Annotated in this window: 26 protein-coding genes; 10 read left to right on the top strand and 16 right to left on the bottom strand. The window is 68.4% G+C overall.

The features are described from left to right. Positions 1 to 550: 550 nt before the first annotated feature. Entirely contained in the window at positions 551 to 1768 is a 1218-nt protein-coding gene (gene trpB, locus GLA29479_RS00830) for a tryptophan synthase subunit beta (RefSeq protein ID WP_057970492.1), read from the bottom strand. Between the two features lie 105 nt (positions 1769 to 1873). Here trpB and GLA29479_RS00825 point away from each other — a divergent pair, with 105 nt between their 5' ends. Beyond that, on the top strand, positions 1874 to 2770 hold the full coding sequence (locus tag GLA29479_RS00825) for a LysR family transcriptional regulator (protein ID WP_057970491.1): 897 nt from the start codon (positions 1874 to 1876) through the stop codon (positions 2768 to 2770). A gap of 172 nt (positions 2771 to 2942) precedes the next feature. Here the strand turns inward: GLA29479_RS00825 and GLA29479_RS00820 are convergent, their stop codons facing one another. The 7 genes from GLA29479_RS00820 to prmB all read right to left on the bottom strand — a co-directional run bounded on the left by GLA29479_RS00820 (position 2943) and on the right by prmB (position 11685). Next, positions 2943 to 3611: a phosphoribosylanthranilate isomerase gene (locus tag GLA29479_RS00820; protein WP_031370892.1), complete on the bottom strand. Its 669-nt coding sequence runs from the start codon at positions 3609 to 3611 to the stop codon at positions 2943 to 2945. Next, positions 3608 to 4387 (bottom strand): tRNA pseudouridine(38-40) synthase TruA, encoded by a 780-nt coding sequence (gene truA / locus GLA29479_RS00815; RefSeq protein WP_057920084.1) that lies wholly within the window; start codon positions 4385 to 4387, stop codon positions 3608 to 3610. The genes GLA29479_RS00820 and truA overlap by 4 nt, the downstream gene beginning before the upstream one ends. A 112-nt stretch (positions 4388 to 4499) precedes the next feature. Further along, a complete protein-coding gene (locus tag GLA29479_RS00810; protein ID WP_057970490.1) occupies positions 4500 to 6467 on the bottom strand; it encodes a motility hub landmark protein FimV in 1968 nt (655 codons plus the stop codon). 382 nt (positions 6468 to 6849) lie between these two features. Further along, positions 6850 to 7872, bottom strand: a complete 1023-nt coding sequence (locus GLA29479_RS00805; protein ID WP_057918262.1) for an aspartate-semialdehyde dehydrogenase — start codon at positions 7870 to 7872, stop codon at positions 6850 to 6852. Positions 7873 to 7978: 106 nt separating this feature from the next. Next, positions 7979 to 9025 carry a 2-hydroxyacid dehydrogenase gene (locus GLA29479_RS00800; protein WP_057918263.1) on the bottom strand — a complete coding sequence of 349 codons (1047 nt, stop codon included), beginning with the start codon at positions 9023 to 9025 and terminating at the stop codon, positions 7979 to 7981. After that, positions 9012 to 10127, bottom strand: a complete 1116-nt coding sequence (gene aroC / locus GLA29479_RS00795) for a chorismate synthase (protein WP_057970489.1) — start codon at positions 10125 to 10127, stop codon at positions 9012 to 9014. The genes GLA29479_RS00800 and aroC overlap by 14 nt, the downstream gene beginning before the upstream one ends. Before the next feature lie 628 nt (positions 10128 to 10755). Continuing rightward, positions 10756 to 11685, bottom strand: coding sequence for a 50S ribosomal protein L3 N(5)-glutamine methyltransferase (gene prmB, locus GLA29479_RS00790; protein ID WP_057918265.1), 930 nt, complete (start codon positions 11683 to 11685; stop codon positions 10756 to 10758). A 237-nt stretch (positions 11686 to 11922) separates the two neighbouring features. Here prmB and GLA29479_RS00785 point away from each other — a divergent pair, with 237 nt between their 5' ends. The 3 genes from GLA29479_RS00785 to GLA29479_RS00775 are packed head-to-tail and all read left to right on the top strand — an operon-like array spanning position 11923 to position 14448. Then, the gene (locus GLA29479_RS00785; protein ID WP_057970488.1) at positions 11923 to 12570 is read left to right on the top strand and encodes an SCO family protein; all 648 of its coding nucleotides are present in this window, start codon (positions 11923 to 11925) and stop codon (positions 12568 to 12570) included. Beyond that, positions 12567 to 13415, top strand: coding sequence for an archaetidylserine decarboxylase (asd, locus tag GLA29479_RS00780; protein WP_057918267.1), 849 nt, complete (start codon positions 12567 to 12569; stop codon positions 13413 to 13415). The genes GLA29479_RS00785 and asd overlap by 4 nt, the downstream gene beginning before the upstream one ends. A 40-nt stretch (positions 13416 to 13455) precedes the next feature. Further along, positions 13456 to 14448, top strand: coding sequence for a hypothetical protein (locus tag GLA29479_RS00775; protein WP_144436274.1), 993 nt, complete (start codon positions 13456 to 13458; stop codon positions 14446 to 14448). A 51-nt stretch (positions 14449 to 14499) separates the two neighbouring features. Here the strand turns inward: GLA29479_RS00775 and GLA29479_RS00770 are convergent, their stop codons facing one another. From GLA29479_RS00770 to GLA29479_RS00755, 6 genes are all read right to left on the bottom strand, one after another. Further along, on the bottom strand, positions 14500 to 16278 hold the full coding sequence (locus tag GLA29479_RS00770) for an XVIPCD domain-containing protein (RefSeq protein ID WP_057970486.1): 1779 nt from the start codon (positions 16276 to 16278) through the stop codon (positions 14500 to 14502). A gap of 76 nt (positions 16279 to 16354) precedes the next feature. Further along, on the bottom strand, positions 16355 to 16819 hold the full coding sequence (locus GLA29479_RS00765; protein ID WP_057970485.1) for a hypothetical protein: 465 nt from the start codon (positions 16817 to 16819) through the stop codon (positions 16355 to 16357). 107 nt (positions 16820 to 16926) lie between these two features. Then, complete coding sequence (locus GLA29479_RS00760) at positions 16927 to 17613, bottom strand: lysoplasmalogenase (RefSeq protein WP_057970484.1); 687 nt, start codon at positions 17611 to 17613, stop codon at positions 16927 to 16929. Beyond that, a complete protein-coding gene (locus tag GLA29479_RS24160; RefSeq protein ID WP_144436273.1) occupies positions 17610 to 17873 on the bottom strand; it encodes a hypothetical protein in 264 nt (87 codons plus the stop codon). The genes GLA29479_RS00760 and GLA29479_RS24160 overlap by 4 nt, the downstream gene beginning before the upstream one ends. A gap of 39 nt (positions 17874 to 17912) precedes the next feature. Further along, the gene (locus tag GLA29479_RS25910) at positions 17913 to 18038 is read right to left on the bottom strand and encodes a hypothetical protein (RefSeq protein WP_257720574.1); all 126 of its coding nucleotides are present in this window, start codon (positions 18036 to 18038) and stop codon (positions 17913 to 17915) included. A 26-nt stretch (positions 18039 to 18064) separates the two neighbouring features. Beyond that, the gene (locus tag GLA29479_RS00755) at positions 18065 to 19645 is read right to left on the bottom strand and encodes a transglycosylase SLT domain-containing protein (protein WP_057970483.1); all 1581 of its coding nucleotides are present in this window, start codon (positions 19643 to 19645) and stop codon (positions 18065 to 18067) included. A gap of 241 nt (positions 19646 to 19886) precedes the next feature. Between GLA29479_RS00755 and GLA29479_RS00750 the strand changes: the two genes are divergently transcribed. From GLA29479_RS00750 to GLA29479_RS00735, 4 genes are all read left to right on the top strand, one after another. Continuing rightward, positions 19887 to 21422: a helicase HerA-like domain-containing protein gene (locus tag GLA29479_RS00750; protein ID WP_057970482.1), complete on the top strand. Its 1536-nt coding sequence runs from the start codon at positions 19887 to 19889 to the stop codon at positions 21420 to 21422. Between the two features lie 120 nt (positions 21423 to 21542). After that, positions 21543 to 22043: a copper resistance protein NlpE gene (locus GLA29479_RS00745; RefSeq protein ID WP_082638176.1), complete on the top strand. Its 501-nt coding sequence runs from the start codon at positions 21543 to 21545 to the stop codon at positions 22041 to 22043. A gap of 10 nt (positions 22044 to 22053) precedes the next feature. Next, on the top strand, positions 22054 to 22569 hold the full coding sequence (gene greB / locus GLA29479_RS00740; RefSeq protein ID WP_057918274.1) for a transcription elongation factor GreB: 516 nt from the start codon (positions 22054 to 22056) through the stop codon (positions 22567 to 22569). A gap of 7 nt (positions 22570 to 22576) precedes the next feature. Further along, positions 22577 to 23056: a GNAT family N-acetyltransferase gene (locus GLA29479_RS00735; protein WP_057970481.1), complete on the top strand. Its 480-nt coding sequence runs from the start codon at positions 22577 to 22579 to the stop codon at positions 23054 to 23056. A 72-nt stretch (positions 23057 to 23128) separates the two neighbouring features. Here GLA29479_RS00735 and GLA29479_RS00730 read toward each other — a convergent pair whose 3' ends face one another. Beyond that, a complete protein-coding gene (locus GLA29479_RS00730) occupies positions 23129 to 23773 on the bottom strand; it encodes a hypothetical protein (protein ID WP_057918276.1) in 645 nt (214 codons plus the stop codon). Between the two features lie 155 nt (positions 23774 to 23928). Then, positions 23929 to 24333: a hypothetical protein gene (locus GLA29479_RS00725; RefSeq protein ID WP_057918277.1), complete on the bottom strand. Its 405-nt coding sequence runs from the start codon at positions 24331 to 24333 to the stop codon at positions 23929 to 23931. A 132-nt stretch (positions 24334 to 24465) separates the two neighbouring features. On the opposite strand from GLA29479_RS00725, the gene GLA29479_RS00720 reads away from it, so the two are divergent. Both GLA29479_RS00720 and GLA29479_RS00715 read left to right on the top strand, forming a co-directional pair. Then, positions 24466 to 25284, top strand: a complete 819-nt coding sequence (locus tag GLA29479_RS00720; protein WP_144436272.1) for a helix-turn-helix domain-containing protein — start codon at positions 24466 to 24468, stop codon at positions 25282 to 25284. Between the two features lie 91 nt (positions 25285 to 25375). Further along, a complete protein-coding gene (locus GLA29479_RS00715; RefSeq protein WP_057970479.1) occupies positions 25376 to 25795 on the top strand; it encodes an ArsR/SmtB family transcription factor in 420 nt (139 codons plus the stop codon). The last annotated feature ends 19 nt before the right edge of the window (positions 25796 to 25814 follow it).

The raw sequence follows: 25814 nt of genomic DNA, 5'->3' as shown, positions 1-25814 counted from the left end.
CTCACTGCTCACTCCTACGCACTCGTTCCTCGCTTCAAACCGGTGTTGGAACTTGGCGTCGATTCGGTTCATGGGGCGAGCAGTGAGTTCAGAAGAGTGAGGAGTGAGTCAAAGCCAAAACCGAGCCGCACGACGGGTGAGATCTCGCAACGGCGGCGCGTCGCCGCCCTTGCTCACTGCTCACTCCTACGCACTCGTTCCTCGCTTCAAACCGGTGTTGGAACTTGGCGTCGATTCGGTCCATGGGGCGAGCAGTGAGTTCAGAAGAGTGAGGAGTGAGTCAAAGCCAAAGCCGAGCCGCGCGACGGGTGAGACCTCGCAACGACGGCGCGTCGCCGCCCTTGCTCACTGCTCACTCCTACGCACTCGTTCCTCGCTTCAAACCGGTGTTGGAACTTGACGTCGATTCGGTTCATGGGGCGAGCAGTGAGTTCAGAAGAGTGAGGAGTGAGTCAAAGCCAAAACCGAGCCGCACGACGGGTGAGATTTCGCAACGGCGGCGCGTCGCCGCCCTTACTCACTGCTCACTCCTACGCACTCGTTCCTCGCTTCAAAAGTGCAGCCCTTCGCGCCCGGCGATGGTATGCACGTCCTTGTCGCCGCGACCGGACAGGTTGCACAACACCACCTGGTCCTTCGGCATCGAGCGCGCGAGCTTGATCGCCTGGGCGATGGCATGGCTGGATTCCAGCGCGGCCAGGATGCCCTCGGTGCGCGCCAGAGTGCGGAAGGCGTCGAGCGCTTCGTCGTCGGTCACCCCGACGTATTCGGCGCGGCCGGCGTCCTTGAGGAAGGCATGCTCGGGGCCGACGCCGGGGTAGTCGAGACCGGCGGAGACCGAATGGGTCTCGATGATCTGGCCGTCGTCGTCGCACAGGACATAGGTGCGGTTGCCGTGCAGCACGCCCGGGCGCCCGGCCGCGAGCGAGGCGGCGTGGCGACCGGTGTCGATGCCGTCGCCGGCCGCTTCGGCGCCGACGATGCGCACCGAGGGGTCGTTGAGGAAGGCATGGAACAGGCCGATCGCATTGCTGCCGCCGCCGACGCAGGCGGTGATCGCATCGGGCAGGCGGCCGTATTCGGCCAGCATCTGCGCCCTCGCCTCGCGCCCGACCACGGCGTTGAAATCGCGGACCATACGCGGATACGGGTCCGGGCCGGCGACGGTGCCGATGATGTAGAAGGTGTCGCGCACGTTGGTGACCCAGTCGCGCATCGCTTCGTTGAGCGCGTCCTTGAGGGTCTGCGAGCCGCTGGTCACCGGCACCACCGTCGCGCCGAGCAGCTTCATGCGGTAGACGTTGATCTTCTGCCGCTCGATATCGGTCGCGCCCATGTAGACCACGCACTCCAGGCCCAGGCGCGCGGCCACGGTGGCGCTGGCGACGCCGTGCTGGCCGGCGCCGGTCTCGGCGATGATGCGGGTCTTGCCCATGCGGCTGGCCAACAGGGCCTGGCCGATGGTGTTGTTGATCTTGTGCGCGCCGGTGTGGTTGAGGTCTTCGCGCTTGAGCAGGATCTGCGCGCCGCCGACTTCGTCGCTGAGGCGCTGCGCGTGGTAGATCGGACTCGGCCGGCCGACGTAATGGGCCAGGTCGCGCTCGAACTCGGCGATGAAGGCCGGATCGACGCGGGCCGCGTCGTAGGCCGCGGCCAACTCTTCGAGCGGCGCGATCAGGGTCTCGGCGACGAAACGGCCGCCGAAACGGCCGAAGTGACCGGAAGCGTCCGGATAGGCGTGGTAATCCGTGGGCGGGGCTTGGTTCATGGCCTGGGTGCGGAGGCGGATATCGGGACCCGCACTTTAACGCACGGGAAATGGGCTATAAAGCTATAAAATCTCAGTAACGCTTGAGTAAAACTCACCAATACGATGGCTCGAAAACTGCCTTCGCTGAATGCACTGTACGCGTTCGAGGCCGCCGCTCGCCTGCAGAGCGTCACACAGGCGGCCAGCGAGCTGCATGTCACCCACGGGGCGGTGAGCCGCCAGATCAAAGCCCTGGAGGGAGAGCTGGGCAAGCCATTGTTCGCCCGCCAGGGACGCGGCCTGGGCCTGACCCCGGCCGGGCTGCAGTTGCGCGACGCGACCGGTGCGGCGTTCCAACAATTGGAGGACGCATGGTCGGACCTGCGCCGCCGGCGCCTCCCCTCGGCGCTGGTCCTGGGCTGCCAGGGAAGCATCCTGGCCCGTTGGGTCATTCCGCGGCTGCCCCGCCTGGGACTAGAGTTGCCCGACCTGAATTTGCACCTGGTGGTGCACGAGGGAGACTTCGACGCACGCATGGCGGGGCTGGATGCGGCGCTGTTGGTCGGCGAGCCGCCCTCGGACGACGGCTGGCTGGTCCACACGCTGACGACCGAAAGAATCGGCCCGGTGGTCAGTCCACGCTATGCCGGTTTCGACGCGCTGCTCGGACGGTCCGCGTCGTCGTTGCTGGACCAAGCCCTGCTGCAAACCAGTTCACGTCCGCAGGCGTGGCCGGCATGGGCGCGCGCGAATGGCATGGACTCGCAGGCACTGACTTTCGGTGCCAGCTTCGAACATCTTTACTACCTGTTGGAAGCAGCGGTCGCCGGGCTGGGTGTGGCCATTGCGCCGCAGCCGTTGGTCAGCGAAGACATCGCGGCGGGGAGACTGGCTGCGCCGTGGGGCTTCGTCGAAACGCCCGGATGCTGGATGCTGTGTTGCCGACGCAACGATGCCGATTCACGGGTAACGCGGTTGGCCGACTGGTTGCGCCGAGAACTGGACGCCACGCCGGTCTGATTCGCTGTCTCGATCCTGATGCGCGACGGTGGCGACGCCGTGCTCGCCGGCGCCGCTGTCGGCAAGGATGTGCGGGTCTTGTTCGTGCGGCTCGCGATCAGCGGACCCGCGAGACGATCGCCGAATGGCAGCGCAGGGCACGACGCCCTGCACCGCCGTCGTGCGCAAGGCCTCAGTCGACGTGACAGTCGGCGCGCCGCACTTCTTCGACGAAGTGACGCATCTTGTCGCCGTCCTTGAGCCCGGGCGCGCTTTCGATGCCGCTGGACACGTCCACGCCCCAGGGCAGCGTCGCCAGGATCGCCTCGAACACGTTCTCCGGGGTAATGCCGCCGGCGAGCACGAAGGGTTTCTGCACGCCGACCGGAATCCGCGTCCAGTCGAAGGTCTTGCCGCTGCCGCCGCTGCTGCCCTTGGCATGGCTGTCGAACAAAAAACCGGCCGCGCCCGGGTAACGCGTGTGCAGCGCCGAAGGGTGCTGGTCGGCGAGTTCGCCGCCCATCGGGATCGCTTTCAGATAAGGCACGCCGAAGGCGCGGCAGAAGGCGTCGTCTTCGTTGCCGTGGAACTGCAACAGGCTCGGCCGGACTTGACGCACCACCTCGCGCACTTCGTCGACCGGGTTGTCCATGAACAAGGCCACCGCATCGACCAGGGGCGCCAAGGCCTGGCGCATGGCGCGCGCCTCCTCGGCGGCAACGCGGCGCGAGCTGCCGGCAGCGAACACGAAGCCGATGGCGTCGGCGCCGAGCTCACAGGCCAGACGGACATCGCCCGGACGGGTGAAACCGCAGAACTTGATGCGGGTACGGAACAGGGTACGGGGACAGGGCTGGCTCAAAACGTAACCTCGGCAGGCAGCTGGCAATCGGCGGGATAGCGTGGGCCGACGAACACCAGACCCGAGGACGGCGCGGTCGGGCCGGCGACGGTACGGTCGCGTCCGGCCAACAATTCCCCGATCCATGCCTCGGGCTGTTCGCCCCGGCCCACCATCAGCAAGCTTCCGACAATGTTGCGCACCATATGGTGAAGAAAGGCGTTGGCCTGGACCTCCATCTCGACCACCTCGCCGTCGCGGCGCACGCCGATGTACTGCAGGTCGCGGCGCGCATGCGGGGCCTGGCAATGCACGGTCCGGAACGCCGAGAAGTCGTTTTCGCCGAGCAGGGCCTGGGCGGCACGGTGCATGGCGTCGGCGTCGAGCGGGCGGCGCTCCCAGGTCAGGTATTGCCGTTGCAGGGCCGGCCGCACCGAACGGTTGAGGATGCGGTAGCGGTAGCGGCGCGCGCGGGCCGAGAAGCGGGCGTGGAAATCGGCCGCGACCGGCACGCACCAGCGCACGCATACCGAGGGCGGCAGGCGCGAGGTGGTGCCAAGCACCCAGCCGCGCAGGTCGCGCTGGGCACTGCTGTCGAAATGGACGACCTGACAGGAGGCGTGGACGCCGGCATCGGTACGACCGGCGCAGGTCACGTCGACGCGGCCGCCGGCCACGAACGACAGCGCGTCCTCCAAAGTGCTCTGGACGGTGGCTTCGCCGCGCAGGTCCGGCTCGCCCGGGCGCACCAGGCGCTGCCAGCCGGAAAACTCGCCGCCGTCGTATTCCACGCCCATGGCGTAGCGGCGCAGCGGCGCCGCCACTGCGGAGGGAGCCGCCACTACGGAAGAAAGGGCGTCCGTCTCGAAAACTTCGGTCATGCCTGGTTCGGTCGCGTACTGGCGCGGCTCAACTCTGGGATTCGAGTTCGCGCAGCAGGCGCGCGGCCTGTTGGCGCGCCGCGTGGTCGCCGTTGATCAACACCTCGCCGAGCAGCTGGCGGGCGCTGCTTTCGTCGCCGAGGTCGAGGTAGGCGCGGGCCAGCTCGATGCGCTCCTGGCCCGGTGCGGTCGCCGCCTGGGCGTTGCTGCCGGCCAGGTTCGGATCGAGCACCGGCGTGGCGACGAATTCGGGGATCGGCGTCGCCGCCGGCTCGATCCGCGCCGCGCCTGCGCCGGTGTCGGCGGGCGAACGGGCGCTACCGGCCTCGGCGGCGTGCCAGGTCGGCACTTTCGCGCCGCTGCGCGGTTCGGTCTTGGGCGCGGTCCAGAACGGCGCGGCGATCGGTTCGGCGGTCGCGGCGCGGTCGGCCTCGGGTTCGCCGATCAATTGCGCGACCGGGTCGACCAGGGCCGCGGCGGGGTCCGGACGGCGGCGCAGCGAGTCGCCCGAATCGCTCGAGGCGGAATCGGCCGCGGCACGGTCCTGGCTGCCGCCACGGCTCGGCGCATCCGCCGCCGACGCCGGCGCGCGGAAGCTCGGCTTCTTGGGTTCGCGGCGGCTCAGTACCCAGCCGCCGATCAGCAAGGCCAGTACGCCCAGGCTGCCGAACACCCACGGCAAGGGCGAGCCGCCCTCGCTGCGGGACTGGTTTTCGGCCAGCCGCTGCTGGCTCGCGGCCAGTTCGCTGTCCTTCATCGCGATGAGCTTCTGCTGCTGCGTCTGCAACTGCTCCAGCTCGGCGACGCGGCTCTTGAGGTCGGCCAGTTCGGCATCGCGCGCGGCGATGACCTCGTTGGCCTGCTGAATCTCCTGTCGAACCATGCTGCCCTCGCCTCCGGCGCTGATGCCGGACTGTGCGCCCGCCTGGGTGGCTTGGCTGGCCCCCGGCGGGACGATTTCAAGACGCGCGTCGTTGCTGCGCGAGGCCGCGCCGCTCTGCGCGGCCGGTGCCACCGGCGTTTTCGCGACGGCGTCGGACTCCAGGCTGATCGGCTGCGGAACCGGCTGCCGCGCCTGGCGCCATTGTTGGACCTGCACCCGCACCAGCTCGCTGGCTTCGCGCGGATCGATGGCGTCGAGTTGGTTGCCCGGCGGCAGACGCAGCACCGCGCCCTGCCGCAAGCGGTTGATGTTGCCGCCGATGAAGGCCTCGGGATTGGCCCGCAGCAGCGCGATCATGGTCTGGTTGAGGGTGTTCTCGCCGGCCACGCCGGCGGCGATCGCCGACAGGGTCTGGCCGCGCTCGACGGTGATCTCGCCGTCGGCGCCGACGCTCGGCGCGGCCGCCACCGGGCGCGGCTCGCGCGGCGCCTGCGGGATGCGGCCTGCGTTCGCAGGCTCGGCCTGCGGTACCGGGTTGGGCTGGACCGGGATAGGCTCGGGCGCCGCCTGCGGCGGTGCCGCGGTGATCGCACTGCCCGGGTCGTAACGGTCGAGCTGGTTCTCCACCGCCAGCGGATCGGTCGCCTGCGGCTGCGCACCGAACGGCAGCGGCGCATCGAGCGGACGCTCGATGGTGTTGGCGGCGGCGCCGGTCGGGGCCTGGATCGGCGGCTGCATCGGCGCGGACACCGTGCGCGGCGCGTCGAGCAAGGCCGAGTATTCGCGGGTCAGGCGGCCCTGCCCCCAATCGACTTCGATCAGGAAAGTCAGCAGCGGCTGATTGACCGGCTGGGTGCTGGTGACCCGGATCACCGGCTTGCCGGCGTTGTCCAGGGCGAGCACGAAACGCAGGTCGGTGACTATGCCCTGCGGCGGCTCCAGGCCGATGCGTTGGAAGGTTTCCGGCGACGCCAGCCCGGCGCGCAACTGCGCCAGCTCGTTGCTGTCGCTGGAAATAACCGGGATCTCGGCCAGCAAGGGCTGGCCCGCGCGCGATTTGACCTCGATCTGTCCCAGACCGAGCGCACCGGCCGCCCCACTGGCCAGAGCCAACGCGAGAGCCAATGCTGTGCGTGCGAAACCTGATCTCACAGACGATCCCATTACCCTGGTCAGGCGGCGACTCTAGCGGTCGGCGGGCGGAATGCGCAACGCGGCGATGAAGGTCGGCCATCGATTCGGCCTTCGACTCGGTGTTCGATCACCTGAACCGACTCGGCCCGACGCCCTGCGCATCGACAGGAACCCGTATCTGCGCAGAGTGCACCACATCGACGGGTCCACGCCAGCGCCATCGCCCCGCAGATCGCGATATCGGCCCGGGCGCGCGCCCCAGCGCAAACGAATGCCGCCAAACGGGCGGCGCAACGGGCTTCGCAAACGAATCGGGCCCCGCAGGGCCCGATCCGTACTTCACTTCATTGCGCTGCGGGGCTCAGCCTTCGTTCCAGACCAACTCGGCCAGTTGCACGGCATTGGTCGCCGCGCCCTTGCGGATGTTGTCGGACACCACCCACAGCGACAAACCGCGCGGATGCGAGATGTCGTCGCGGATGCGGCCGACGAAAACCGGATCGCGTCCCGAAGCGTGCGTGACCGGCGTCGGATATCCGCCGCCGACCGGGTCGTCGACCACCACCAGGCCCGGCGCCTGCTCGAGCAGCGCGCGCGCGTCGACGGCGCTGAGCTTGTCGCGGGTCTCGATGTGCACCGCTTCGGAGTGGCCGTAGAACACCGGCACCCGCACCACCGTCGCATTCACGCCGATGCTGTCGTCGCCGAGGATCTTGCGGGTCTCCCAGACCAGCTTCATCTCTTCGGTGGTGTAGCCGTTGTCGGTGAAGTCGCCGCCGTGCGGGATCACGTTGAAGGCGATCTGCACCGGATAGACCTCGGCCTTGGCTTCCTGGAAGTTCAACAGCGCCGCGGTCTGCTTGCCGAGCTCTTCCATCGCGCGCTTGCCGGTGCCGGACACCGACTGGTAGGTGGCGATGTTGATGCGTTCGAGCTTCGCCTTGCGGTGGATCGGCGCCAACGCGACCATCAACTGCATGGTCGAGCAGTTCGGATTGGCGATGATGCCGAGCGGGCGGCGCTTGGCCGCTTCCGGATTGACCTCGCTGACCACCAGCGGCACGTCGTCCTGGTAGCGGAACGCGGAGGAGTTGTCGATCACCACCGCACCGGCCGCGGCGAACTTCGGCGCGTATTCCTTGGACACCGAACCGCCGGCCGAGAACAGCGCGATATCGACGCCGCTCGGATCGAATTTCGCCAGGTCCTGGACCACGATGGTTTTGCCGTCGAACTGGATTTTCTCGCCCGCCGAGCGTTCGCTCGCCAACACATGCAGCTGACCGATCGGGAATTTGCGCTCGGCCAGCACCTTCAGCATGGTTTCACCGACTGCGCCGGTGGCACCGACGACAGCGACATTGCAGGACGTCTTGGCGTTCATCTGTTCCTATTTACCTGACTAGTGGGGGCCGCCGGACCCATTTCCGGCGGATGTTGCTCGGGTCGGTGCGCAAGGCACCGGAAAAGCAGGAGCGCGGGCTGCGTCTTCATCGCGCGCCCTGTGCGCCCATTGTGCGGCCGTCGGCGCCGGCGCGCTCGGCGAGCTGCGCGGCGTTCAGCGGCGACGGCGGCCGGCCGGCGTCGGGCCCATAGCCCAGCGCCGCGATCAGATTGTCCACCGCCAGCGCCACCATCGCGCGCCGGGTGGCGAGGCTGCCGCTGGCGATATGCGGGGTCAGCACCACGTTGCGCAGGGCGAGCAGGCGCGGATTGAGCGCCGGCTCGCCCTCGAACACGTCGAGCCCGGCCGCGGCCAAGCGCCCGTGTTCGAGCGCATCGGCGAGCGCGTCTTCGTCGACGATGCCGCCGCGGGCGATGTTGGTCAGGGTCGCGTGCGGCTGCATCCGCGCCAGCGCGGCGGCGTCGATCAGGTGATGCGACTGCGGCGAGTACGGCAGCACCAGGATCAGGTGATCGGCACGTGTCAGCAATTCCTCGAAACCGACGTAGCTCGCGGCCGTCTCGCGTTCGACCGCTTCGGGCAGGCGGCTGCGGTTGTGGTACAGCACGCGCATGCGGAAGCCGGCGGCGCGGCGCGCGATGGCCTGGCCGATGCGGCCCATGCCGAGGATGCCCAGGGTCGTGCCGTGCACGTCGCCGCCGAGCAGCGAATCGAAACTCCACTGCCGCCAATGGCCTTCGCGCAACCAGTGCTCGGCCTCGCTGATCCGTCGAGCCGCGGCCATCATCAAGGCCCAGCCGAAGTCGGCGGTGGTCTCGGTCAGCACGTCCGGCGTGTTGGTGACCAGCACGCCGGCCGCGCTCAGCGCCGGCAGGTCGAGGTTGTTGTAGCCCACCCCGACGTTGGCGATCGCACGCAGGCGGCCGGCGCCGGCGACCTGCGCCGCGCCGATCGGGTCGTTGAGCGTGACCAGGGCGCCGTCGGCCTCGCGCAGCGCCGCGGCGATCGCCTCCGGGCCGTGCTGGGTCACGCGCGCGGTCGCGACGACGTCGAAATGCTCGCCCAGGCGCGCGACGACGTCGTCGAACAACGGTTGCGAAACCCAGACCCGTGGCCGCTCAGGCATCGGCATCGAGCTCCAACTGGGCCGGGATGCGCGGGCTGACCACGCCGACGTCGCCGCACTGGGCGCGATGGCGCAGGGCCTGGTCGACCAGCACCAGCGCGACCATGGCTTCGCAGATCGGGGTGGCGCGGATGCCGACGCAGGGGTCGTGGCGGCCGGTGGTAACCACCTCGACCTCGTTGCCGTGGATGTCGACGCTGCGCACCGGCAGGCGCAGGCTCGAGGTCGGCTTGAACGCGGTCGAGCAACGCAGTTGCTGACCGGTGCTGATGCCGCCGAGGATGCCGCCGGCATGGTTGCTGGCGAAGCCGGAGCGCGAGAGCTGGTCGCGATGCTCGCTGCCCTTGGACGCCACGACCGCGAAGCCGTCGCCGATCTCCACGCCCTTGACCGCGTTGATGCTCATCAGGGCCGCGGCGAGGTCGCCGTCGAGCTTGCCGTAGATCGGCTCGCCCCAGCCCGGCGGCAGGCCGTCGGCGACCACGTCGACGCGCGCGCCGACCGAGTCGCCGGACTTGCGCAGCGCGTCCATGTAGGTTTCCAGCTCGCCGACCTGGTCGGCGGCGGGCCAGAAGAACGGGTTTTCCTCGACCGCCGACAAGTCATAGGCGTTCGGCACGATTTCGCCGATCTGCGACATGAAACCGCGCACGGTCACGCCATAGCGCTCGGCCAGCCACTTCTTGGCGATCACGCCGGCGGCGACGCGCATGGTGGTTTCGCGCGCCGACGAACGCCCGCCGCCGCGCGGATCGCGCAGGCCGTACTTCTGCCAATAGGTGTAGTCGGCGTGGCCGGGGCGGAACTGTTCGGCGATCGAGCCGTAGTCCTTGCTGCGGGCGTCGGTGTTGCGGATGACCAGGGCGATCGGCGTGCCGGTGGTGCGGCCCTGGTAGACGCCGCTGAGAATCTCGATGTCGTCGCTTTCCTGGCGCTGCGAAGTGTGGCGGGTGCGCCCGGTGGCGCGGCGGTCGAGGTCGCGGCGGAATTCTTCCGGCGCGATTTCCAGGCCCGGCGGGCAGCCGTCGATCACGCAACCGATCGCCGGACCGTGGCTCTCGCCGAAGGTCGTCACCGTGAAAAGCTTTCCAAAGCTGTTGCTGGCCACTGATCGAAGTCCTGATGCGTGCCGGTCTCGTCCGGCGTGGGGGGTGCGCGGAGTCGGTGCGAGCGTCGCTTGCGCGAAGCGCCCGTGCCGATGCGCGGCGGCAGGGGTGCGTCTTGCGCCGACGCCATCGCGATGCGCGCCGGACGCAGCCACCTGCCTACGCCGATGGTATGACGCAGCGGTGACGCGCGGCTTCGCGAATCGCAGGGCGACGGCGTCGAGGACAGCGGATTCTATGCCGGCCGACCGCGCGGGCATGCGACGGCGACACGCATCGCCTGCGACTCGCGCCTCATCTCGAATTCCCCCGAATGTGAGGAAAAACCGATGCTGTGGCGTGTGTCGTAGACACCGATCTCGCGCGAACTGCCGACGCGACCTACGTCGTCCACCATAGCCGACGGCGCAGGTTTCCGCTGCAACGATGAGCGAGGCCGCAGTACGGCGCAGTGGTCGGCGAGGTGACCGGCGACCCTACGCCGGAGTATCCGCGCGCCTGCACGAACCAACGCAGACGCCGCGGGGCGCTTGCGGATTCCGGTCGGTCTGGCGCCTGATGCGTGCTGGATCAGCGTTCAGGCGCTGCGGGGACGCGTCGCGTCGCCCGCCACCGGCCGCCGACGCACGCTCAGCCGCGCGCGTCGGCGAGTCGTTTGATGTCGTCGTGGTGTTCGACGAGGTCGTGGCGCTCGGCCACGAAGATGCCCATTTGGCCGACCTTGAACTCGACCCAGGCCAGCGGCAATTGCGGCAGCAGCTCGACCAGGGCGCGTTCGGCCTCGCCGACTTCGCAGATCAGCAGACCGTGCTCGCTGAGGTGATCGGGCGCGTCGCGCAGGATCTTCAGCGCCAGGTCCAGGCCGTCGTCGCCGGCGCGCAGACCGAGCTCCGGCTCGTAGGAGTATTCCTTCGGCAGCGCGTCGGTCTCGTCGTTGGTGACGTAGGGCGGATTGGTCACGATCAGATCGAAGACCTCGCCCTGCAGCCCCTTGAACAGATCGGACTTGCGCAGCTCGACATTGTCGGCGTGCAGGCGGGCCTTGTTCTCGGTGGCCAGCGACAGCGCGTCGTCGTTGATGTCCGCGCCGACCACCTGCCAATCGGGGTGGTAATGCGCTGTGGCGATGGCGATGCAGCCCGAACCGGTGCACAGATCGAGCGCGCGCTCGACCTCGCGGCCGCCGAGCCAGGGCTCGAAGCCCGACTCGATCAATTCGGCGATCGGCGAACGCGGCACCAGGGCGCGGCGGTCGCTCTTGAAGCTCAGGCCGGCGAACCAGGCCTCGCCGGTCAGATAGGCGGCCGGAATGCGCTCGTTGACGCGGCGTTCGAACAGTTCCAGCACCTTGGCCTTTTCTTCGCTGGTCACGCGGCCGGCGCCGTAGACCGGGCTCAGGTCGTGCGGCAGGTGCAGCGCATGCAGGACCAACTGGGTGGCCTCGTCGAGCGCGTTGTCGTAGCTGTGGCCGAAGGTCAGCCCGGCCGCGCCGAAGCGGCTGGCGCCGTAGCGGATCAGGTCGACGAGGGTCAGCTGTTCGAAGGAGGCGGAAGCGGGCACGGCGGGTCCAGGGCAAAACAAGGCGCGCAGTATAGCGGGTGGGCTTGGGGCTCGGGACTCTCCCGGGGCTCTGGGGACTCGGGACTCGGGGTTCGGCAAGAGCAAGAGCCCCCCCTGCCCCCCTTAGCTCCCGCTCCCTCCGCCCCTGGTTCCCGACTCCCAGCCCCTCGCCGGCCCTCGACAAACCAGCCCGCTCCCCGCCCGGTATCATCCCCCGGCGCAACAGACGGAATCGCCATGTTCAATCGCACCACCGCCATCATCCTGGTCGCCGCGCTCGCCGCCGCGGCCGGCCTGTGGGCCTCCAGGCAGTACTTCGGCAGCGTCCGCCATTCGCCCTGGCCGCAGACCAAGGCGGTGCGCCTGTTCGAGCCGCCGCGCACCCTGCCCGCGTTCTCGCTGCGCCAGTCCGACGGCACCCAGCTCATTCCCGGCGAACTCAAGGGCCACTGGACTCTGGTCTTCCTCGGCTTCACCCACTGCCCCGACGTCTGCCCGACCACCCTGGCCGAGCTGTCAGTGGCGCAGAAGCAGTGGGACTCGATTCCCGAATCCACCCGCCCGCGGGTGTTGTTCGTCTCGGTCGACCCGGAGCGCGATCCGCCCGACCGCATCGGCGAATACGCCCATGGCTTCCACAAGGACACCCTGGCGGCAACCGCCGACATCCCGGCGCTGGAGACCTTCACCAAGTCGCTCGGCATGGTGTTCGGCAAGGTGCCGGCGCCCGACGGCGCGCCCGCCGACCAGTACACGATGGACCACAGCGCCAGCATGGCCGTGCTCGACCCGCAGGGCCGCATGGCCGGCCTGATCCGACCGCCGCTGGACCCGAACGCCATCGCCGCCGACCTCGCCGCACTGACCGAAGCCAAGACCCCGTGAGTCTCGTCACCACCCTGACCTATGCCCTGCCGCACCGCGCGCTGTCCTCGATCGCGCGCTCGCTGGCCTATTCCTCCAATCCACGCGTCAAGCAGTGGCTGATCGATACGGTCACGCGCAAGTTCGGCGTGAATCTCGGCGAAGCCGCCGAGCCCGATCCGCAGGCCTATCCGACTTTCAACGCCTTCTTCACCCGCGCGCTCAAGCCCGGCGCGCGCGTGCCCGAGGCCGATCCGCGCACTTTGTTGATGCCGGCCGACGGCCGTATCAGCCAGTGCGGGCCGATCCGCGCCGGCGAGATCTTCCAGGCCAAGGGCCAGTCGTTCACCGCGACCGAACTGCTCGGCGGCGACGAAGCCGCGGCCGCGCCGTTCCGCGACGGCGTGTTCGCCACGGTCTATCTGTCGCCGAAGGACTATCACCGCGTGCACATGCCCTGGGCGGGCACCCTGCGCGAAACCGTGCACGTGCCGGGCCGCTTGTTCAGCGTCGGCCCGGACGCGGTGCGCAACGTGCCGCGCCTGTTCGCCCGCAACGAGCGCCTGGTCTGCCACTTCGATACCGACTTCGGGCCGATGGCGATGGTCATGGTCGGCGCGCTGTTGGTCTCGGGCGTGGAAACGGTCTGGAGCGGAGTCGAGATCCCGCGCTACGGCGATCGCGTCCAGCACAAGGACTATCGCGGCAAGGGCATCGCGCTCGAACGTTTCGCCGAAATGGCCCGCTTCAATTACGGCTCGACCGTGATCGTGCTGTTGCCGCCGGGCGTGGCGAACCTGGCCGACGGCCTCGGCGCGGAAACCGCGGTGCGCCTGGGCGAAGCCCTGGCCCGACGCAACGACTGAATCGCTGCGACTTCGCAGACCTCACCCAAGGAGGGGAACCATGCCATCCCATCATCGCCCGGCCATGCGCCGGGTGTCGTGTCTGTTGTTGATCGCCGCCCTCGCCGCCTGCAGCAGCAAGAGCGAGAACGAGCAGTTGCTCGAGCTGCGCGACGGCCTGGCCTATACCCAATATCGGCGTCTGTCCGAGAGCGGCTTGCCGGGCGCGATCGGCGCCTATCGCAAGGGCATGGAATGGAGTGGCAAGGCGCCGCCGGTCGAATTCGACGAAGCCGACTACTGCGCCATGCACGTGCTGCTCGCTTACGGCGCGCTGGTCGCCGACAAGAGCACGATCGCCCTGGCCGAAAGCGACATCGTCGAGGCGCGCAACTGCGGCAGCTTCGATCGCGTCGCCGCGAACTCGCTGCGCTCGGTGGTGTTCCAGCGTCTGGAATGGCCGCAACTGGCCCAGGCCGAAAGCGACAAAGTCTGGTCCGCGCCGCAGACGCCCGGCACGGACCAGCCGCCAGTCGCGCATGTGATTACCCTGCACGCCGCGCTGACCTATCTGGCGGTCACCGAAAAGCGCTGGGACCGCGCGCAAGTGCATATCGATGCGCTCGGGCAGTTGTTGAAGCAGCCGTGGATGAGCGAGCTGCCGCGCGCCGGCCTGGCATTCCAGGAAGGCCGCACCCGCGACGGACTGGTCACGCTCAAGCGCATGAGCCAGGACCCGAGCGCCCCCGAGCCGGTGCGCAAGGAACTCGCGCGTTTCATCGCCAAGGTCGAAGCCAAGGGCGGCGACGTCGATTCCTTCGTCTTCATGCCGCGGCTGATCGCGGTGCTGACCTGGGAAGCGGTCAAGCAGGAAGGGCCGGACGTGCTGCGCACCACCACGCGCTTCGCCGAGGAGCAGGCCTGGAAGCCTTTGAACGAGTCGGTCAAGGACGGCGCCGGCAAGGCCCGCGAAGTCGCCGGAAGCTGGTGGAACAAAGCCCGCGACGCGGTCTCGTCCGACGCGAAGGCGGCGCCGGAAGCCGCAAAACCGTAGTAACCGCCGCGCCGTCGCACCAGGCGACGGCGGTACCGCCCGCAGCGGGGCTTACATGCCCCGCGCGTGCGGCGGCAACGACTGCTGCTGCGTGTGTTGCTGCTGTTCCTGTTGCGCCGCCTGCTGCGGGCCGAGCTGGCTCAGGCGCTGCTGCGAATCCTGCACCGGCGTATTGGTCGCGTCGGCGGTCGGCATGTGCGCGCGCAGGCTGGCCGGATCGTTGGCCGCCCCCTGCACCACGAACACGTTCTGCCCGGCCCGTTGGGTTTCGGTCTGTTGGCTCAGGAACACGCCGTCGATGCGCTCGAAGCCGTTCTGGCGGGCAAGACAGGCGACGCTGAAGATCATGCATTCGCTGGTTTGGTCCGGCGTGCGTCCGAGCCGGGCATCGAGTTGATTGACCTGGGCCCGCGCCTGCTGCACCAACGGATCTTCCGGCCCGGCACGTCCGCTCGCGTTCGCATGCGGCTGGGTCGCCTGCGGCTGAACCTCCGGCACCTGCACGCCCGGCGTCTGCGTGGCCGGCGTCTGCGCACCGGGCTGTTGGGTAGCAGGCTGCTGCGGAGCAGGCTGCAGAGCCGGATCGGGCGTGGTGCGTAGCACCGGCGCATGCGGGTCGACATGCAGCAGGCGCGTGGTGGCGCCGTTGTGGGTCTGACTGAGGTCGGTAGTGCCGTCGCGATTGCGCACCCGCGACAACTCGTTGCGATCCACGTCCGCCCATACGCCGCCGATATTGGAATGGCCGCTACCGTCGCGATTCCAGACCACGAAGTCGTTGCCGGAGGCGTACAGGCCGGCGGTCGGCCGCCCCGCCCGGCCCTGGCCTTCCTGTTGCGGACGGCCATAGGCATACGCCCCGCCCTGGTCGAGCGCATGGATCAAGGCCGGGGCCTCGACCTTCTGCAGGAACAGGTTCTTGGCGGTGTCGTATTCGGCGGCCAGGTGCGGGCGCGCGGCGTCTTGACCGGTCTGGCTGGGATTCACCAGGGGATTGGCCATCACGTCCTGCCAGGTCTGGTGCATCGGGCTGCGCGAGTCGGCGTTGCGCAGCGCGATCATCACTTCCGCGCCCTGCAGCGCGGCGTCGCGACCGGTCTCCATGTAGTCGCGGTCGCCGCTGGTCCTCGGCAATAAACGATCGATCGCGCCGCTGACGTCGGCAACATTGTTGTGAGTGCCGTTGTTCATGTCGCGCAGCAGCGCCGGGGTCCAGCGCGTGCCGCTCTGGTTCTCGACCTTGGCCACCATCGTGGTCAGACGCACCTGGTCGTCAGGCGTGGAGTTGCGATACAGCGCGGTCTGGCTGACCTGCGCCATGACGCCGCTGACCAGTTCGTTGGCCTGGGCGACGTCGCGGTTGTGGATGTAGGTGACGCCGGCGTCGGAACGCAGGAACTCGTTGAGATTGCCTTCGATGCGTGCGTCCATCGCACGCCCGCCCTGGGCGGTGATGGTGTTGCCGTTGCGGCCGAGGTCGGCGATGGTCTGGGTGCGTTCGGCGGCGCTGAGCACGCGCTCGGGATGATTCGCACGCGCCCAGCCTTGATAAGCGTCGACCAGCGACGGCACCACGTCCGGATGCTGGCCCAGGTCGGTCTGCAAGGTGCCGATCGAATAGCCGCTGTTGCCGACCGGCTGCATCACCCCATTGACGGTGTTGCCGGCGAAGGACAGGTGATTGGAGACGTCGCGGCCGCCGATGCTGCCCTCGGAGCCCACGCCGATGGCGAAATAGGCGATGGCGCGACGTTCGTCGTCGGTCATGACGCGCGGCGGCGGGGCGGCGGGCGGCGTCGCCGCAGCGTCGTTCTGTGCGGGTTGGTTCATGGTCTAGCCTCCTTGCTGCGACGCGGGCCGGAGCGCCCGCGGCTTCGCTGTCTGTTCGGACTCGATGGTCCGCGGCTCAGTTGTCTTTGGGTTCGTCGTCTTTGGCTTCGTCGTCGGCGCACTGGTCGTCGCTCGGCACCTTCTGCCCAGCCTTGGCCTCGTGCAAGGTCAGATACGGTTTGTAGTCGCTGCCGAACTTGCGGTACCAGACCACCGTCGCCTTATCGCGCACGAGATAGGCCGAAGCCTCGCCGTAGCTCGGACAGGCCGGCGTGCCGGTGTCGCTGCAGAACTGCAGGAACAACTTGTCGTCGCGCAGCTCGCCCTTGAGCTTGCCGCTGTCGCCGCCGACGCGGGTGCCGTCGTCCCAACTGCCGGTGTAGGACGGGCCCGAACCGGCCAGGTCCAGGTTGGCGGTGTGGTTCCAGCCGCAGCTTTGCTGATAGCTCCACTGGCCGTCGAAACGCACCCCGGCCGAAGCGCAGGAACACAACAGCAAGGTCAGCAGCGCCGCGGCGGCGCGGTTACATCCTGTAAGCATGACGGACTCCAGACGGACTATGCGCAGCGATTTAGCACGCGCCCTGGCTTTAGTAAACCGATTCCCGGACCCGGGTCCGGTTACGGGGCGATAAAACAAAAGCGCGATCAGCCGCGGCGGACCGACAGCGCGATCAGGGTCTGGGCGATCCAGTAGGTCGCCAGCACCGCCAGCGACGACGCCGCGAACGGTGCGGCGAAACGGTCGATGGCCAGGGTCGCGTCGGAGGCGACGAAAAACGCCCCGCCCAAGGCCGCCAGCGCGGTCGCCCGCGAAGCGCGGCAGCGCCACACCGCGGCGGCCTGCGCCGCCATCGCCGCGAGCACGACCACGTAGACGATCACCGGAACCCGCAGTTCCCCCGGCAGATGCGGCCACAGCACCGACAGCACCGCCGCGGCGAGCGCGGCATAAGCCGGAAACGGCCAGACCGCGGCGAACCACGGTGCGCGCCGGGTCAAACCCACGAGGTAGGCGATATGGGCGCAGAGAAAACTGCCGAGCCCGAACACGAACCAGTCGCCCGGCAACATCAGGAACACGTCGCCCAGGGTCGACAGCAGCAGGCCGACCAGGATCGCGCGCCGGTAGCCCGGACCTCGGTCGGCCTCGGGTTCGGCTTCGCCACCGCGCCTGAGCAGCATCGCCACGATCAACAGCGTGGTCAGCGGCTTGAATACATAGTGCAACCAGGGCGACAGATAACTGCCGGCGATCGCCAGCGCGGCCGACAGCGCGATCGCGGCTAGCCAGGGGTTTCTATTCGAAGCCGATCCCGCTGCAGTGGTATTCATACAGACGCTACTGTCTCCCGATCGCTGCGCTTCGAAACGCGACCGTTGTCGATCAAGGCCTCGATGTCTCGCCGCAAACGTGCCTCTTCAGTACGTAGCGAGGGATCGGCCGCTCCCTCAGCATATCGCCGCGACACAGCCAGTCGTTTGCGGGCCGCTTCCCCGTCGTCGCGCAGTGCCGCTGCCAGGGCGCACAGGCGCGGCACCAGATGCGGCGTGTACCAGAACGCGGGCTGCTTCGCATCCAAGGCATCGAGCACGGCGGGGTTGCCCGCGCGCCAAGCTTGGGAAAAAAGCCATCACGTCGCAACTGCGCCGAACAGGAGGTTAAGCCGGCCGAAGAAGCTCTGCCAACGTGGCGACAAGTCCCAGGCGGCGGACGCCGCCTGGGTCGGTAAACCTTTTTCGTCGGCGGGCGCGTCCATGCGTTCGCTCCGGACTCAACGCCGGCTCAGGGCCCGCAGCCGTTGAGCTTGAGCTTCTGTCCCGGCTTGACCATATAACGCGGGGCCTTGATGCCATTGGCCTTGGCGAGCTGCTTGGTGTCGCACTGGAACTTTTGCGCGACGTCGGTCAGGGTTTCGCCGCGCTGCACGCGGTAGTCGCGCGGCGTCGCCGGCTTCTTCTTCGCCGGCGCTTGCGGCGAAGCCAGGCCGGCCAGTTCGCCGGCGGCGATGGTGGTCGGCTGGGTGCCGTCGACGGCACCGTCGGAAGACGGCAACACGGTCAGCGGGCCGATGCGGACGATGGCATTGCTGGCATCGCTCATGACCAGGGTATGGGCGAGGTCCGCGCGCTTGCCCTGGGTGCACCAGCGGTTGTACAGGCCGACCATCTTGACCGTGGCGTTGAGGCTGGTGCCGGCCGCCAGATAGCTGCTGGGCTGGTAACGCGGGTTGAGGTTGCGCAGGGCGCGCATATAGCCCTCGCGGGTGCCGCCGTTGCCCAGGCAGATGGTCAGCTCGTAGATCGAGGTAGCCTTGCTCAGACGCAGCGGCGCCGGCTTGGCGTCGATACGGGGGAAGCGCAGGCCGTATTCGCGCGGATGCAGGTACAGCCAGGCGGCCGCGATCACCATCGGTACGTAGTCGCGGGTCTCGGCCGGAAACTGGTTGTAGACCGACTCGTCCCAGAAATTGCGCCCGCCGCTGGCGTTGTTGATGCGCAGCGCGCGGCCTTCGCCGCCGTTGTAGGCCGCCAGCGACATCTCGATGCTGTTGTTGAGCTGGCCCAGGCGCTCGTTCAAGTAAGAAGCGGCGGCCTCGGAGGAAGCGCGCGGGTCGTAGCGGGTGTCGAAACCGCTGCCGTCGTCGCCGAGACCGAAGCGCTTGCCGGTGGCGAACATGAACTGCAAGGGGCCGGCGGCGCCGGCGCGCGAGGTCACGTGGACCTTGCCGTTGGACTCCTTGGCCATGATCCCGAACAGCAGCGCTTCCGGCAGGCCGGCGCGCTCGAACTGCGGCCACATCATCTGGCGCATGTACTGGTAGTTCTCATGGGTCTGGATCAACGAACCGCGCATGTCGGTGAGCCAGCGGCGGATGCCGGCCTGCACCGCCGGGTTGTACTGGACCATCTTGACGAAGCGCTGGCCGTCGTCGCTGAGCAGCGCGGCCGCGCGCGCGGCCTCCGGCACATCGGCGCCGAGCCCTTCGCTGTCGAGCGTGCCGCCTTCGTCGACTTCTTCGTCGCCGGCGGCGGTGGAGGCGTCGGCATTGGCCTTGAGCAGGCGCTTATAGCCGGCGAGCATCGTGGTCAGTTGGCAACCCTTCTGCTTCATGCAGGCGGCGATCACGTCCTCCATGTCCTCGAGCGCGGCATCGCTCTCGCGGCGCCCGGCCGGGTCGGCGTTGCGGATCTTGACCAGGGCCGACTGATAACGGGCCTCGCCGGACTGCATGCGCTGGGTCAGGGCATCGACGGCGGCCTGGTCGCGCTTGGACAGCGCGGCGGCATCGGGCGAAAGACAGGACAGCGCGAGCGCGGCGGCGAGCGGCGCGAGTGCGCCAGGGATGCGGAGGGAAGCAGGCATGTGGCGTGCGGCAGGTCCTTGTTGCGGGGGCCCAGGGTAACGGCGGGGTCCGGGCGCGGCAAGAAAACACGACATCGCCGGCTTTTCCGGGTTTGCCGGGTTCATTCCGGCGCCGTCTGCGGCGAATCGCGACCCCGGTCGCGCCGGCGCATGAGCCGGGCCGGATCACAGTTCACGAACCTCATGACGCTGCCGCTAGAATCGGCCCTTCGCTTTCTCTTCATGGATCACGGACGCGGATATGGCTTCGACCCCCGGCGCAACCCAGAACGACATCCTGATCGGCAAGGCCGTGACCACCCCCGACAGCGGCCAGGTGTTCCTGCACACCAAGCTCGGCAACCGCCACGGCCTGGTCGCCGGCGCCACCGGTACCGGCAAGACCGTCACCCTGATGACGCTGGCCGAAGGCTTTTCGCGCCAGGGTGTGCCGGTATTCCTCGCCGACGTGAAGGGCGACGTCGCCGGCCTGGCCATGCCCGGCACCCTCAACGACAAGCTGCAGGCCCGCCTCGGCGAGATCGGCATCAGCGACTTCACCCCCGCCGGCAACCCGACGGTGTTCTGGGACCTGTTCGGCAAGCTGGGCCATCCGGTGCGCACCACGGTCAGCGAAATGGGCCCGACCCTGCTCGCGCGCATCCTCGAACTCAACGACACCCAGTCGGGCGTGCTCGACATCGTGTTCAAGCTCGCCGACGACCGCGGCCTGCTGCTGCTCGACCTGGAAGACCTGCGCGCCCTGCTCGGCCTGGTCGCCGACGAGCGCAAGGACATCTCGACCAGCTACGGCCTGGTCAGCACCCAGTCGGTCGGCGCGATCCAGCGCTCGCTGTTGCGCCTGGAACAGGAAGGCGGCGCCCATTTCTTCGGCGAGCCGGCGCTGGAACTCAACGACCTGATGCGCACCACCAGCGACGGCCGCGGCGTCATCAACATCCTCGCCGCCGATTCGCTGATCCTCAAGCCGCGCCTGTATTCGAGCTTCCTGCTGTGGCTGCTGTCGGAGCTGTTCGAGCAACTGCCCGAAGTCGGCGACCTCGACCGGCCCAAATTGGTGTTCGTGTTCGACGAGGCCCATCTGTTGTTCGACGACGCGCCGCCGGCGCTGCAGCAACGCGTCGAACAGGTCGTGCGCATCATCCGCTCCAAGGGCGTCGGCGTGTATTTCTGCTCGCAGTTTCCCGACGACATCCCCGACAACATTCTCGGCCAGCTCGGCAACCGCGTGCAGCACGCGCTACGCGCCTTCACCCCGCGCGACCAGAAGGCGGTCAAGACCGCGGCCGAAACCTTCGTGCCCAATCCGGCGCTCAAGGTCGCCGAGGTGATCTCCCAGCTCGGCACCGGCGAGGCGCTGGTCTCGACCCTGCAGGACAAGGGCGTGCCGATGCCGGTCGAACGCACCCTGGTGGCGCCACCGCGCTGCCGCATGGGTGCGATCACCGAGGCCGAACGCGCGCAGTTGCGTGCCGGCAGCCCGATCGGGCCGAAGTACGACACCTCGATCGACCGCGAATCGGCCGCGGAAATGCTGGCCAAGCGCGCCGAGACCGCCGCCGTGCAGGCCGACGCCCCCGCCGCCAAGACCCGCGAGCAAGACGACCAGGAAGAAGGCGGCATCGGCCAGTCGATCAAGGACGCGGTGTTCGGCACCAAGCGCCGCCAGGGCATGGTCGAGACCATGGCCAAGCAGACCGCGCGCACGGTCGGCAACCAGATCGGCCGGCAGATCCTGCGCGGCCTGCTCGGCGGCATCTTCGGCGGAAAGCGCTAGCCCTCCGGCACGGCCCGCCGCGACCGCGGTGCGCGGCCGCCCGGCCTGGCCGTGCCTTGTTTCGTCGTAACCCCCATCGGTTTCATCGATCGTTTCCACCATCCCAACCCGGAGTCGCTCATGACCAAGCAATCGCTCGCTCTCGCCTGCCTCGCCGCGCTCGCCCTGAGCGCATGTAATAAGCCCGCCGAAGCGCCGACCGCGCCGGCCGATGCGCCCAAGGCCGCCGAAGCCGCACCGGCCGCACCCGCTCCGGAACCGATCCCGGCCGAAGTGCCGAAGACCGGCTTCGATATCGCCGCCTTCGCCGGCAGCTTCAGCGGCACCCTGCCCTGCGCCGATTGCGCCGGCATCGACACCAAGCTCGAGTTCAAGAGCGACGGCACCTACGCCATCGAAGAGACCTACCAGGGCAAGAAGGACGGCAACGCCAAGGGCGACGGCACCTGGACCGCCGAGGAAGAAGGCAAGCGCCTGCGCCTGGACCCGAACAGCAAGAGCGATCAGGACCGCCTGTTCGAAGTCGTCTCCAAGGAAGAGATCCGCCTGCTCGACCAGGAAGGCAAGGCGATCGACTCGCAGCTCAACTACAACCTCAAGCGCGTCAGCGCGGCGCAGTAAGCGAGCACTCATGGCCCGCTGGCGCCCTCCTGCCGAACACAGCACCGCGCTGATCACGCGCGAGGGCCACGCGCGCCTCAAGCACGAACTCGACGACCTGTGGCGCGTGCGCCGGCCGGAAGTCGTCAAAGCCCTGGCCGCCGCGGCGGCCGAGGGCGATCGCTCGGAAAACGCCGAATACATCTACCGCAAGAAGCAGCTCGGCGAGATCGACCGGCGCGTGCGCTATCTCAGCAAACGCCTGCCGCTGCTGCATGTCATCGAAACCACGCCGAGCGACCCGCGCTCGGTGTTCTTCGGCGCCTGGGTCGAGGTCGAGAACGTCGCCAACGGCGAACTGGCGCGTTATCGCATCGTCGGCCCGGACGAGACCGACGCCAAGCTCGGCCACATCAGCATCGACTCGCCGCTGGCGCGGGCCATGCTCAAGCGCCGCATCGACGACGAGTTCGAGGCGATGCTGCCGGCCGGCCCGCAACGTTACGCGATCGTCGAGGTCGCCTATCGGCCGCCCGCCGAAGAGTGAGCGGCCGATGACCGACGATGTCAGCCTGCGGATCGCCACGACGGCGGACGCCGAAGCCATCAGCGCCCTGGTCCTCACTTCGGCGCAACACTGGATCTTTCCGCTTTGCGACATCGACGGCCGCGCCGTGCTGGCGGCCTCGATAGGCGCCGAGGCCACCCGCGAACGCCTGCTCGCTGGGCATGCTTATCTCGTCGCCGAGGCCGAAGGCCGCATCGTCGGCGTGGCCGCGCTGCGCCTGCCGGCGCATCTCTATAATCTGTTCGTCGACGACCGCTTCCAGCGCCGCGGCATCGCGCGCCGGCTCTGGTCCGGCCTGCGCGCGCACCCCTTATTAAAGGACGCCTGGCCCGCGCAGGTCACCGTCAACGCGTCGCGCCACTCCATCGGCGTCTATCTGCGCCTGGGCTTCGAGGCTCAAGGCGAGGAGCAGACGCGCCGCGGCATACCGTCGACGCCGATGCTGTGGCGGGCGCCGCAGGCCTGATCGAGTCGGTGCCGCGACCGCGCTGACGTTCGGCGCAGATCGGCAGGCGCGGCGATTCGCTCCCTGGCCGTCTTACAAAGACTCCAGCAACGCATCCGGATTCGGTGTGGTTTCCATGTACAGCGGCTTGCTCGGCTTTTTCTCGCGCTTGGCTGGCGCGTAATTGATCGCCTGATCGCCCTGGCCGGAATCGTTGACCTCGCCGCGTTCGACGATGCGGTCGCCGGTCAGCAGATTCCAGCTCAGCTTGACCGTGCCGTGGCTGTTGGTGCGGCTATAGCGCTGCGCGTCCAGGCCGATCAGGCGCATGCGTTCGGCCTTGGGGTCGTAACGATAGCGATAGGTCGACTGGGTCGCGGTGGTCCCGCCGGTCAGGTCTTCGATCAGCAGCACGCCCTTGCGGATCGACAGATCGACATCGCCGAGCGGATAGGGATCGAGTTGCAGCGTGCCGACCGGCTGATGGCCGAAATCGACCTCGCCGCGATACGCCAGCCAGACCATCAGGCTGCGCTGGTCCTCGCCGCGGCCGACAAACACCGTATCGATGTCGCCATCGCCGTTGAGGTCGCCGTCGATGCGCTTTTCCAGTCGGTTGCCGCCGTCGAGCAGGCTGGCGACCTGTTCGGCGCTCATCGCCGGAATCGGACCGGGTTGCGCCGACAGCGGCGCAGCGGTCAGCAACGCCACTGCCAGCAGACACAGGATCGGTTTCATCGCATTCCCCCTTGGCACCGCCGGCGCGGGTTATGCCGGACGATTGATCTGACGCGCAATCTAACGCGTTCAGGCCACGGTGGTGAAACGACAACGGCCCTCGCCTGCGCGAGAGCCGTGACGCGAGCGCTGAGTGCGCAGTCCTGCCGCTCGCCTCAGCCACGCGACTGCCTGCGCAGGCCGAAGAACTGCAGTTCGGCGAAGATCGCCACGACCGCCGCCTGCGCCAACACGTAGCCCATGCCCAGCGGGTTCGGCGCGATCGCGCCTTCGACCAACACCAGGATCGAGGCCGCGACCCAGGCCAGGTTGAGCCCGATGACCGTCCAGGCCAACGACGGCGAAACCGGCTTGCGGGTCAGCACCCAGCCCAGGAAGACGGTCCAGGCCAGCAAAATGATGCCGCTGCGCTGCAGCCAGCCCGCCTCGATGGCCAGCAAGCCGGACAGCGGACCTGCGGCGGCCAGTTGCAACGCGCCGGCCGCGCCGGAAATGACGGCGTCGGCGAGCAGCGCACGGCGCAGAAGAGAAGAAGGACGAGCTTGAGTGGCGATGGCCATGGTCGACTCCTGAAGGTTTCGCGGGTGGAAGGTTGGTGTGGAATTCGGGAGCCATCACACCCCTGCGAGCGCGGCCGGTCGATTACCTGCCAGGTAATGCCGCCGACCGGGTCGTCGGGCTATCGTGGCCGCATGAACGATCTCCGCCCCGTGGGCGAGCTGCTGCGCAATTGGCGCCAGCGTCGCCGCCTGACCCAATTCGACCTCGCCGAAATGGCCGAGGTCTCGACCCGCCACGTCAGCTTCATCGAGACCGGACGCTCGTTGCCGAGCCGCGCGCTGCTGCTGCGCCTGGCCGACCGCCTCGACGTGCCCCTGCGCGAAAGGAACCAACTGATGACCGCAGCCGGCCTCGCGCCGATGTACGCCGAACGCTCCCTCGACGACCCGGCCTTGCGCGAAGCCCACGCCGCCATCGAGATGGTGTTGTACGGGCACGAGCCCCATCCGGCGCTCGCGGTCGACCGGCACTGGAACCTGATCATGCACAACCGCGCGGTCGCGCCGCTGCTCGCCGGCATTCCCGATTTCCTGCTGGCCCGGCCGTCGAACGTATTGCGGGTCAGCCTGCACCCGGAAGGGCTGGCGCCGCGCATCATCAATCTGGGCGAATGGCGCGCGCACCTGCTGCACCGCCTGCGTCACCTGGCCGACACCACCCGCGATCCGTTCCTGTCGACGCTGTACGACGAACTGGCCGCCTACCCCTGCGACGATCCTTACGACGAATCCGAACTGACCGCCTCGGCGCACGTCGCGGTGCCGTTCCGCGTACGCAGCGAGTTCGGCGACCTCGCCTTCATCAGCACCATCACCGTGTTCGGCACCCCGCTCGAAGTCACCCTGTCGGAGCTGGCGATCGAATCCTTCTTCCCCGCCGACGCCGCCACCGCGCAGGCCATGCGCGCCTTCGGCGCCAGCCTCGAACCGGCGCAGTTCGCCGGGCATTGATCGTCGCCGCCGCCTGACCGCTCGTCGGCGTGCCAACCGAAATTATACCAATCAGTTGACAATCGGCCTGGACGGACGGATATTCAACCTCATGGTTGACTATCGCTCCGAACGGCTCGACGCCGTATTCCATGCCCTCGCCGATCCGACCCGGCGGGCGATGCTGCATCGCCTGGCCGAACGCGAGCACAGCGTCGGCGAACTCGCCGAGCCCTATCGCATGACCCTGGCCGCGGCCTCCAAGCACATCAAGGCGCTGGAACGCGCCGGCCTGGTTCAGCGCACCGTGCTCGGCCGCACCCACGTCTGCCGGCTCGACGCCGGGCCGCTGCACGGCGGCTTCGAGTGGCTGCGCCATTACGAACGCTACTGGAACGACCGCCTCGACAGTCTCGAAGCCCTGTTGCGCGCCGAAGACCAAGCCGCGTCCGGCGCATCCGCGCCGAAGGCCAAGCCGTCTGCGACCAGGAAGAAAACCGCCGCCACCGCGCGACGCAAACCTCGCGCCTGACCGCCCCCCCACCCTGGCC

The sequence above is a fragment of the Lysobacter antibioticus genome, assembly GCF_001442535.1.
Lineage (GTDB): Bacteria > Pseudomonadota > Gammaproteobacteria > Xanthomonadales > Xanthomonadaceae > Lysobacter > Lysobacter antibioticus.
The sequence above is the reverse complement of the archived record's forward strand: the minus strand, read 5'-3'. Positions and strand labels throughout refer to the sequence as shown.

What these genes read in the sequence shown, in the direction of transcription:
- trpB (WP_057970492.1), bottom strand. Translation starts at nt 1,768, where the DNA reads ATGAACCAAGCCCCGCCCACGGATTACCACGCCTATCCGGACGCTTCC.
- GLA29479_RS00825 (WP_057970491.1), top strand. Translation starts at nt 1,874, where the DNA reads ATGGCTCGAAAACTGCCTTCGCTGAATGCACTGTACGCGTTCGAGGCC.
- truA (WP_057920084.1), bottom strand. Translation starts at nt 4,387, where the DNA reads ATGGGCGTGGAATACGACGGCGGCGAGTTTTCCGGCTGGCAGCGCCTG.
- GLA29479_RS00805 (WP_057918262.1), bottom strand. Translation starts at nt 7,872, where the DNA reads ATGAACGCCAAGACGTCCTGCAATGTCGCTGTCGTCGGTGCCACCGGC.
- GLA29479_RS00800 (WP_057918263.1), bottom strand. Translation starts at nt 9,025, where the DNA reads ATGCCGATGCCTGAGCGGCCACGGGTCTGGGTTTCGCAACCGTTGTTC.
- GLA29479_RS00785 (WP_057970488.1), top strand. Translation starts at nt 11,923, where the DNA reads ATGTTCAATCGCACCACCGCCATCATCCTGGTCGCCGCGCTCGCCGCC.
- GLA29479_RS00775 (WP_144436274.1), top strand. Translation starts at nt 13,456, where the DNA reads ATGCCATCCCATCATCGCCCGGCCATGCGCCGGGTGTCGTGTCTGTTG.
- GLA29479_RS00770 (WP_057970486.1), bottom strand. Translation starts at nt 16,278, where the DNA reads ATGAACCAACCCGCACAGAACGACGCTGCGGCGACGCCGCCCGCCGCC.
- GLA29479_RS00765 (WP_057970485.1), bottom strand. Translation starts at nt 16,819, where the DNA reads ATGCTTACAGGATGTAACCGCGCCGCCGCGGCGCTGCTGACCTTGCTG.
- GLA29479_RS00760 (WP_057970484.1), bottom strand. Translation starts at nt 17,613, where the DNA reads ATGAATACCACTGCAGCGGGATCGGCTTCGAATAGAAACCCCTGGCTA.
- GLA29479_RS25910 (WP_257720574.1), bottom strand. Translation starts at nt 18,038, where the DNA reads ATGGACGCGCCCGCCGACGAAAAAGGTTTACCGACCCAGGCGGCGTCC.
- GLA29479_RS00755 (WP_057970483.1), bottom strand. Translation starts at nt 19,645, where the DNA reads ATGCCTGCTTCCCTCCGCATCCCTGGCGCACTCGCGCCGCTCGCCGCC.
- GLA29479_RS00750 (WP_057970482.1), top strand. Translation starts at nt 19,887, where the DNA reads ATGGCTTCGACCCCCGGCGCAACCCAGAACGACATCCTGATCGGCAAG.
- GLA29479_RS00745 (WP_082638176.1), top strand. Translation starts at nt 21,543, where the DNA reads ATGACCAAGCAATCGCTCGCTCTCGCCTGCCTCGCCGCGCTCGCCCTG.
- greB (WP_057918274.1), top strand. Translation starts at nt 22,054, where the DNA reads ATGGCCCGCTGGCGCCCTCCTGCCGAACACAGCACCGCGCTGATCACG.
- GLA29479_RS00735 (WP_057970481.1), top strand. Translation starts at nt 22,577, where the DNA reads ATGACCGACGATGTCAGCCTGCGGATCGCCACGACGGCGGACGCCGAA.
- GLA29479_RS00730 (WP_057918276.1), bottom strand. Translation starts at nt 23,773, where the DNA reads ATGAAACCGATCCTGTGTCTGCTGGCAGTGGCGTTGCTGACCGCTGCG.
- GLA29479_RS00725 (WP_057918277.1), bottom strand. Translation starts at nt 24,333, where the DNA reads ATGGCCATCGCCACTCAAGCTCGTCCTTCTTCTCTTCTGCGCCGTGCG.
- GLA29479_RS00720 (WP_144436272.1), top strand. Translation starts at nt 24,466, where the DNA reads ATGAACGATCTCCGCCCCGTGGGCGAGCTGCTGCGCAATTGGCGCCAG.
- GLA29479_RS00715 (WP_057970479.1), top strand. Translation starts at nt 25,376, where the DNA reads ATGGTTGACTATCGCTCCGAACGGCTCGACGCCGTATTCCATGCCCTC.